Annotated in this window: 6 protein-coding genes; 1 reads left to right on the plus strand and 5 read right to left on the minus strand. The window is 66.1% G+C overall.

Features of this window, described 5'->3' with window-relative positions; genetic code table 11:
- Nucleotides 1-109: 109 nt before the first annotated feature.
- From VLR48_RS00795 to VLR48_RS00815, 5 genes are all read right to left on the minus strand, one after another.
- Nucleotides 110-769 (minus strand): GGDEF domain-containing protein, encoded by a 660-nt coding sequence (locus tag VLR48_RS00795; RefSeq protein WP_325289951.1) that lies wholly within the window; start codon nucleotides 767-769, stop codon nucleotides 110-112.
- Nucleotides 751-3,924, minus strand: a complete 3,174-nt coding sequence (locus tag VLR48_RS00800; protein ID WP_325289952.1) for an efflux RND transporter permease subunit — start codon at nucleotides 3,922-3,924, stop codon at nucleotides 751-753. The genes VLR48_RS00795 and VLR48_RS00800 overlap by 19 nt, the downstream gene beginning before the upstream one ends.
- A gap of 268 nt (nucleotides 3,925-4,192) precedes the next feature.
- Nucleotides 4,193-4,825: a hypothetical protein gene (locus VLR48_RS00805; RefSeq protein ID WP_325289953.1), complete on the minus strand. Its 633-nt coding sequence runs from the start codon at nucleotides 4,823-4,825 to the stop codon at nucleotides 4,193-4,195.
- On the minus strand, nucleotides 4,822-5,925 hold the full coding sequence (locus VLR48_RS00810; protein ID WP_325289954.1) for an efflux RND transporter periplasmic adaptor subunit: 1,104 nt from the start codon (nucleotides 5,923-5,925) through the stop codon (nucleotides 4,822-4,824). Before VLR48_RS00810 ends, VLR48_RS00805 begins: the two co-directional genes overlap by 4 nt.
- Entirely contained in the window at nucleotides 5,925-6,311 is a 387-nt protein-coding gene (locus VLR48_RS00815) for a S24 family peptidase (protein ID WP_325289955.1), read from the minus strand. The genes VLR48_RS00810 and VLR48_RS00815 overlap by 1 nt, the downstream gene beginning before the upstream one ends.
- 235 nt (nucleotides 6,312-6,546) lie before the next feature.
- On the opposite strand from VLR48_RS00815, the gene VLR48_RS00820 reads away from it, so the two are divergent.
- The coding region (locus tag VLR48_RS00820; protein ID WP_325289956.1) for an ABC transporter transmembrane domain-containing protein at nucleotides 6,547-7,309 on the plus strand (763 nt) is incomplete at its 3' end.

Consider the following 7,309-nt stretch of genomic DNA (forward strand, 5'->3'; position numbering starts at 1 on the left):
TGTGGGTTCCATCAGACCTTGCTGCCGCGTAACCGGTGGCTGGGTTCAACCGCCGGATGCGGAAAACCGCATGTCCGGTGGTGTGGGAGGGCTGACGGGCGCAATCCTGTCAGCCCGACCCGATCAACTCGACGCGATTGCGCCCGCCCTGCTTGGCGCGGTAGAGGGCTCCGTCGGCTCGGCGAATGAGCTCGTCGAGGGACTCGTATTGACGGCGCATCGCGGCGCCGACGCTGACGGTGACCACAATCTCTTGGTCCGCTTGGATCGCGAAGCGATGCCGCTCGATCGCCGAGCGGATGCGCTCGGCATAATCGGGCATCCCGAACGCCGAGGCGCCGACGAGGAAGAGGATGAACTCCTCGCCCCCGAACCGCACGGGGATATCGGTCTCGCGGATGCTCTCCTGAAGAACACGCGCGACCTGTTTAAGGACCTCGTCGCCAGCGGCATGCCCGTGGGTGTCGTTGATCCGCTTGAAGTGATCCACGTCGACCATGAGCGCGGCGACCGGGGCGGAGTCGTTGCGGTCGTGGACGCTGCAGTGGCGCTCCATCACGTCGAGCATATAGAGACGCGTGAAGAGGCCGGTGAGCGAATCGCGGATTGAGCGTTGATAGGCCTTTTGTCGCTCCGCTTCGATGGAGCGATAGATGACCTCGCGCTCGAGCGCCACCTGCAGCGGCATGATGATCTGCTCGATGACATCGGTCTCTTCGGGTCCGATGCGTGCCTCCATGCCGAGCTGGATCAGGGCTGCGGCCTGCATGAGGTCGTCCTGCGGGCCGAACAGCGGCAAGGTGACGACCCGAGGTCCGTCGAGTCCGTCGGGGTCTGCACCGTGGTTCGCGCCGCCAGGACGCGATAGACCAGGGGCACCAGCACGAGCGAGACCAGAGTCGAGAAGGATAGCCCCGCGACGATGGTCACGGCGAGCGGTTGCAGCATCTCCGAGCCCTCCCCCAGGGCGAGCGCGAGCGGAAGCATGCCCACGACGGTGGTGAGCGTGGTCATGAGGATGGGGCGCAGACGCAGACGTGCCGCCTCGAGGATGGCCGTGCGCGTATCCAGACCGGTGCGGCGCTCGAGCTCGATGAACTCCACCAGCACGATCGCGTTGTTGACCACGATCCCCGCCAGCATGATGAGCCCGAGCCAGACCGGCATGGAGACCGGCAACCCCGTCCATTGCAGTCCGAGCACCACGCCGATCAAGGCGAAGGGCACCGAGATCAGGATGATGACCGGATTGCGCACCGACTCGTATTGGACCGCCATCGCGACCAAGACCAGAAAGAGCGCGAGTCCGAGCAGGATTCGGCTCATGTCCTGCCCCTGCTTGAGTGTCTCCAGACCGCCGGCCTCGTAGAGCCGATAGCCGGCGGGGAGCGGCACCCGGGCCGCCGCGTCCAGTGCCGACTCGATCGCCTCTTGAAGCGTCAGCGTCTCGCCGACCGAGGCGGTGATCTCGACGGTGCGTTGCTGGCGATCGCGCAGGATGGTCGCGGGCTGGGCGAGGATCTCCACGGTCGCGACATCGCCGAGTCGCAAGGGGCGTCGCGGCTCGGTCTTGCTGAAGAGCACGATGGAGTCCAGATCGCCCGGCGCGGCGATGTCCATTCGATCCAGTCGCAGCAGCAGATCCACCGAGCGGTCGCCGTCGATCAGCTCGGTGACGATGCGGCCCTCCAGGGCGAAACGCAGGACGGTGCCGATGTCCTCGATGGTCAAACCGAAGCTCGCGGCGCGCTGCGGGTCGAGCCGGATGGAGATCTCGCGGGTGATGTCCTGACTGCTGTGCTGGACGTTGCCGAGACCCTCCACGGCGGCGAGCTGCTCGACGACCTGATCGGCGAGATCCGCGAGTGTGTCGAGGTTCTCCCCGGCGATGCGCAGACTGACGTCGTCGTCGCCTTGGCTGAAACGGATGCCGCGGATCCCGCGCGTGACCAGCGAGGCCCGCAGGCCCGGGATCTCGAGTGCGCGGATCAGTCCGCTGACTCGGGTGATCCACTCCTGGCTGCCGACGTCGCGCTCCGCCGCCGGGATCAGCAGGACCTGCAGGCTTGCGCGGTTGGCGCTCTCGAAGGACGAGCGCCCGAACACGAAGCCGCCGACCGTGGTGAAGATCGCCTCGACCTCCGGTTGCTCGGCGACGAGCGCCTCGATCCGGCGGGTCAGGCGATCCATCTCCTCGAGGTCGATGCCGGCGTCCGCGGTCAGGGTAACTCGCACGTCGCCCTCGTCGAGGGCGGGAAGAAATTCCTGCTTCGCCTCCATGAGCCAGGGTGCGGTCCAGACCAAACCGGCGACGAAGGCGAGGATGACCAGCCAGCGGATGCGCAGCAGCCGATCGAGCACCCGGGCATAGCCGTTCTGCAGCGCCTCCATGACCCGATTGACCTGGATGCGCAACATCCCCTCTCGGCCCGCCGGCACCCTGCCCGCGAGCGCCGGGACTAGGGTCAGGGCGACGACCATCGAGGCCAGGATGGCCGCCGAGATGGTGAAGATCAGCTCCTGAAAGAGCAGCCCGACGAGCCCGCCGATGAATAGGAATGGCAGGACGGCGGCCAGGTTCGTCGAGGTCGAGGCGATGATGGCGCCCGTGACCTCGCGGCTGGCGGCATCCGCCGCGACGACCTTGGTTTGCCCCATCCGCTGGTGGCGATAGATGTTTTCGAGCATCACGATGGTGCTGTCCACCAGCATGCCGATGCCGAGCGCCAGGCCGCCGAGCGTCATGATGTTGAAGGTCAGGCCGTTGGCGGCCATGAGGATGAAGGTGACCAGGACGGCGATCGGGATGGCCGCGCCGATGATCAGGGTCCGCCGCAGACTCCCGAGGAAGACGTAGACCACGGCCATCGCGAGCAGGGCTCCGCTGACCGCGGCGTTGACCGCATTCTGAAGCGAGTGGCGGATATAGCGCGCCTGGTCGTCGACCAGCTGGATCTGAATGTCTTCGGGGAGCTGGCCCTGCTCTTTGAGGCGTGTCAGCTCCCGGTCGACGGTGTCGACCACCGCCACGGTGTTGGTGAGCGGCTGCTTCTGGATCGCGAGCTTAATCCCCGGCTGGTCGTCGAGGCGGATGCGCAGACGCTCCTCGCTCGAACCGTCGATGACCTGCGCGATCTCGCCGATACGCATCTGGGCCATCGGGTTGTCGCCGGCCTCGGGCTTGAGGGGCAGGTCGATGATCTCCTGCACGTTCCTGAAGCGTCCCTCGGTGCGACCCCCGATCTCGCCGTCCGGCATGCGCAGCCGCCCGGCCGCGACATCCTGATTGGCGGTGCGCAGGCGCGTCTCCAGGTCCAGGATGTCGATCCCCAGTCCGGCCAAGCGGAACTGGTTGGCCACCACCTGCACCTCGCGCTCCAATCCGCCGCCGATCTCGACCGACGCCACGCCCGGGAGCGTCACCAGCGAGCGGCCCAGCGTGTAGTCGGTCCAGGTGCGCAGCTCCACCGGGTCACGCAGCGCCGAGCTGACGACATATTCGGCGACGGGGAGTTGGAAGGGGTCGCGCTTGAAGATGATGGGCGGATCGTCGGTCTCCGGCAGGAAGCGTTTGGCGCGGTCCAGGCGGGAGCTTGCATCGCGCAAGGCCTGGTCGATGTCCTCGCCGTAGCGAAAGGACAGATCGATCGCGCTGCGCCCCTCGGTGGTGCGCGACTGGATGGCGATGACGCCCTCGGTGATCGCGAGCTGCTCCTCGAGCTCGCGGGTCACCTCGTTCTCCATGACCTCGGCGGGGACGCCGGGGTCCAGCACGCGGACCTGGATGTCCGGGTAGATGATGCTCGGCAGCAGATCGATGTTCAGCCGGGTCAGGGAGACCCCGCCGAGCACCATCACCGCGAGGGTCAGCGCGACGACCCCGACGGGGTGGCGTACCGACCAGGTGGAGATGTTTGCGGCCATAAGGATTTCCGGAACATTCCGTTCCTGTAGGTTGTGCTGACGGTAGGAAGCACAACGTGCGCCGACAGCTGGTTGTACCTCGCAAGGCTCGACACAACCTCGGCGCTGGTCCATGCGATGCGGGCGCGGGTTGGGCACGCTGCGCTTTGCCCAACCTACGGCGCTGCACCCCCGTTGTCGTTGCCGTGATCGATTACGACAACGACAACGACAACGACAACGACAACGATATCGGTTCGGTGCTCAACGTTTTTCCGACACGTGAGACTTACTCGCCCGTCAGCTCCGTGATCGCGGCTTCCACGACCTTGGTCTCGGTCAGCGGGTAGGGCGAGATCCGCAGGCGTTGCAGGCGTGCCTGGTAGGCGGTGCAGAATTCGTTGTGAAAGGTGAGAAAGAGCGGGTGAGCGGTTAGGCCGCGAATCTCGTCCATAAAGGCCAGATAGTGACGGGCCTGGCCCATGTGGTACGGCGACGGCTCCTCGTCGAGGCGAAAGCGCTCGATGCGCTCGTCCCAGATCGGGAAAACGCCGGGTGCGGCGAGATGAAGCACCATCGCGGCCCCGACAACCGAGCTGAGGCTGGCGGCAATGGCGTCGATGCCGCGCTCTCGGAGGGAGGCATGCGCGGCATCGGGGCCGCTTTGGGCGACGCTTCGCGCGGCTTCGAAGGCCTCGACGGCGGCGGCGAGGTGGCTCTGGTCGATGCGCACCCGCTCGGGCATCCAGGCGTAGGCGAGACAGGCCGCGCGCAGGTAGGCCTCCGTCGGACTGGCTGCCGGCGCGGCGGCGCTCGCGAGCATGACCGGGTAGGTGCGCAGACGCGTGGCCTCGCGCGGGTTGTCGCGATAACAGCCGTTGCGTACCAGCTCGACGGCCGTGTAGAGGTGTTCGAGATTCATTCGGGCACCACCTTGACTGTTTTGCCATCGCTCAGGCCGAGGAACCCGCGCGTGACGATCCGATCGCCCGGCGCGAGACCCTCGAGGATCTCGATGCGATCGGCCATTTGCAAGCCGCTCCTGACCTTGCGGCGGGCGGCTTCGCCCTGATCGGTGATCAGCCAGACGAATTCGCCGTCGCGGTCGCGCCGCAGCGCACGGAAGGGCACCAGCAGACGCTCCACCGCAGCGGTTTCGAGCGTGACCCGTACGAACTGTCCGGCCTTCACGCCGGGCGGCGGCTCCTCGAGCGTCAACTCTACGATCCCCTGTCGGCTGGTCTGCTCGAGGCTTGGATGAATCCGCAGGATCCGGGCCGGGAACACCACCGTGCCGAGGGCATCGATGCGCAGCTGCGCCGGGTCGCCGACCTTCATCCTCGGCAGGATCAGCTCGGAGGCATAGACCTCCGCGACCAAAGACGCCGGATCTGCAGTCGTCAGGAGGTGGGTATTCTTCGAGACGAAATCACCCGGTTCGACCAAACGCTCGATCACCACGCCGTCGAACGGAGCCGGAATCCGGGTGAAGGCCAGCCGGGTCTCCAGGAGCCGAACATCGCCTCGGGCCACGGCGACGGCGGTGCGCGCCTGCGAGAGCTCGGCGTCGGAGGCGGCGCGCTTGCTCACGAGATCTTCGAGTCGCCCCACGTCGAGCTCGGCCTGGGCCAGGGTTGCGCGCGTCTTGTCGAGCTCGGCCTGCAGGAGGTCGTCTTCGAGGGCTACCAGGATCTCGCCCTCTCGGACCATGTCGCCCTCGAAGACCTCCAGCGCGGTGATCCGGCCTTCTTCCTGACTGAAGAGCCGCACCTGGCGGCGATGACGCAGCGAGCCCGGGCGCTCGTGGCTGCTCGTCGTGGCGGCGCGCTCCACGGCGACCGTGGCCACCAGGTGATCGGCGGCGCCACGCTCGCGGCCGGTGCTTGCCGGCGGGTCGCTCCCTGGGGAGCAGGCGATCAGGGTCGCGGCCAGGATCGCGATCGGCACCGCGGCGAGCAGAGTCGGGTCGTGCGACCTCGCTCGGCTGGCGCGGCGCGGCTTGGGCAAGGTGTCGCCGGTCATCACCGGCCGGTCAGATCCGTGATGGCCACCGTCGGGGATGTCTCGGGTTCTTGCGAGTAGTCGTAGTGTTTGATCTTGCGCCGGATGTTGCGTTGGATGATGACGCCCAGGACGTGCCAGTCCAGGCCGTCGAGCGTGATGTCGGGATAGATGCGGTTGAGTGCGACGAGCCGCTCGATTCCGTTGTCCTCGCGGACATACTTGCGAAACCAGCGCACGCCCTCGACCTCGGCGAACACGAAGCTGTTGTTTTTGCGGTTGTCCGTCGGCTCGACGATCACCACACATCGATCGGGGAACTCGGGCTCCATCTGGTCGCCGAGCACCTGCAAGGCGTAGGGCTCGTGCATGCTGCAACCCGTGCTGTCCATCGTGGGATCTGCCATGATGCGTCCTCATTTGTACAGGTTTGGTCGGTCGGCGCGCCGCGGCGAGCCGACCGGATAACGGCCGGGCGACAACTTGATGTGATTTCCGGGAAGACATCGACCAACATGTAGCGGCGACTTCAGTCGCCCGGCAAGCTTAAACCGCGCCAGCTGCGACAATCGTCAAGTCTGCCCGGGCCGATCCCAACCAAAAACACCACATGCCGCGCCGGGCGCGGTTTAAAAGGCTTGCATGAACCGAATCGCCGCCACCGAGCGCATCCACTCCGACCGTCGAGATTGGCACAATCTCCGCGGGATGCTGCCCTATCTGTGGGAGTTCCGCGGGCGTGCCATGTTGGCGCTGGCCTGCCTGATCGCGGCAAAGGTGGCCAATGTCGGTGTCCCCTTGGTGCTGCGCGACATCGTGGATGCCTTCGAGGCCACGCCGCATCAGGTGCTGGTGCTGCCGATCTCGCTCCTGGTCGCCTACGGCGCGCTCAAGCTCAGCTCCTCGCTCTTCAACGAGCTGCGCGACGTAGTCTTCGCACGGGTGCGCTATCGCGCCATGCGACGCCTCTCCACCAAGGTGCTGGACCACCTGCACCGGCTCTCGCTGCGCTATCACCTGGGGCGTCAGAGCGGGGCCATCAGCCGCGACCTCGAGCGCGGCACCCGTTCGGTCTCGACCATTCTGAACTATGTCGCCTTCAGCGTCCTGCCGGTCCTGGTGGAGTTCACCCTGGTCGCCGTGATCCTGCTCAAACAGTATGCGCCGGCCTTTGCGCTGGTCGTCTTCGGCACAGTGGCGGTCTATTTTGCCTTCACCTTCGCCATCACCGAATGGCGGATGGAGTATCGCCACCGGATGAACCGACTGGATTCGCAGGCCAACAGCCAGGCCTTCGATAGCCTGATCAACTACGAGACGGTCAAGTATTTCGGCAACGAACGCATGGAGCTTGGCCGCTATGATTCCACCCTGGCCGAGTGGGAGGAGATGGCGGTCAAGAGTC

This window comes from Thiocapsa sp., assembly GCF_035467215.1.
Lineage (GTDB): Bacteria > Pseudomonadota > Gammaproteobacteria > Chromatiales > Chromatiaceae > Thiocapsa.

Excerpts from the sequence above, each read along its gene's own strand:
- VLR48_RS00795 (WP_325289951.1), bottom strand. The coding sequence starts at position 769 with ATGCAGGCCGCAGCCCTGATCCAGCTCGGCATGGAGGCACGCATCGGA.
- VLR48_RS00800 (WP_325289952.1), bottom strand. The coding sequence starts at position 3,924 with ATGGCCGCAAACATCTCCACCTGGTCGGTACGCCACCCCGTCGGGGTC.
- VLR48_RS00805 (WP_325289953.1), bottom strand. The coding sequence starts at position 4,825 with ATGAATCTCGAACACCTCTACACGGCCGTCGAGCTGGTACGCAACGGC.
- VLR48_RS00810 (WP_325289954.1), bottom strand. The coding sequence starts at position 5,925 with ATGACCGGCGACACCTTGCCCAAGCCGCGCCGCGCCAGCCGAGCGAGG.
- VLR48_RS00815 (WP_325289955.1), bottom strand. The coding sequence starts at position 6,311 with ATGGCAGATCCCACGATGGACAGCACGGGTTGCAGCATGCACGAGCCC.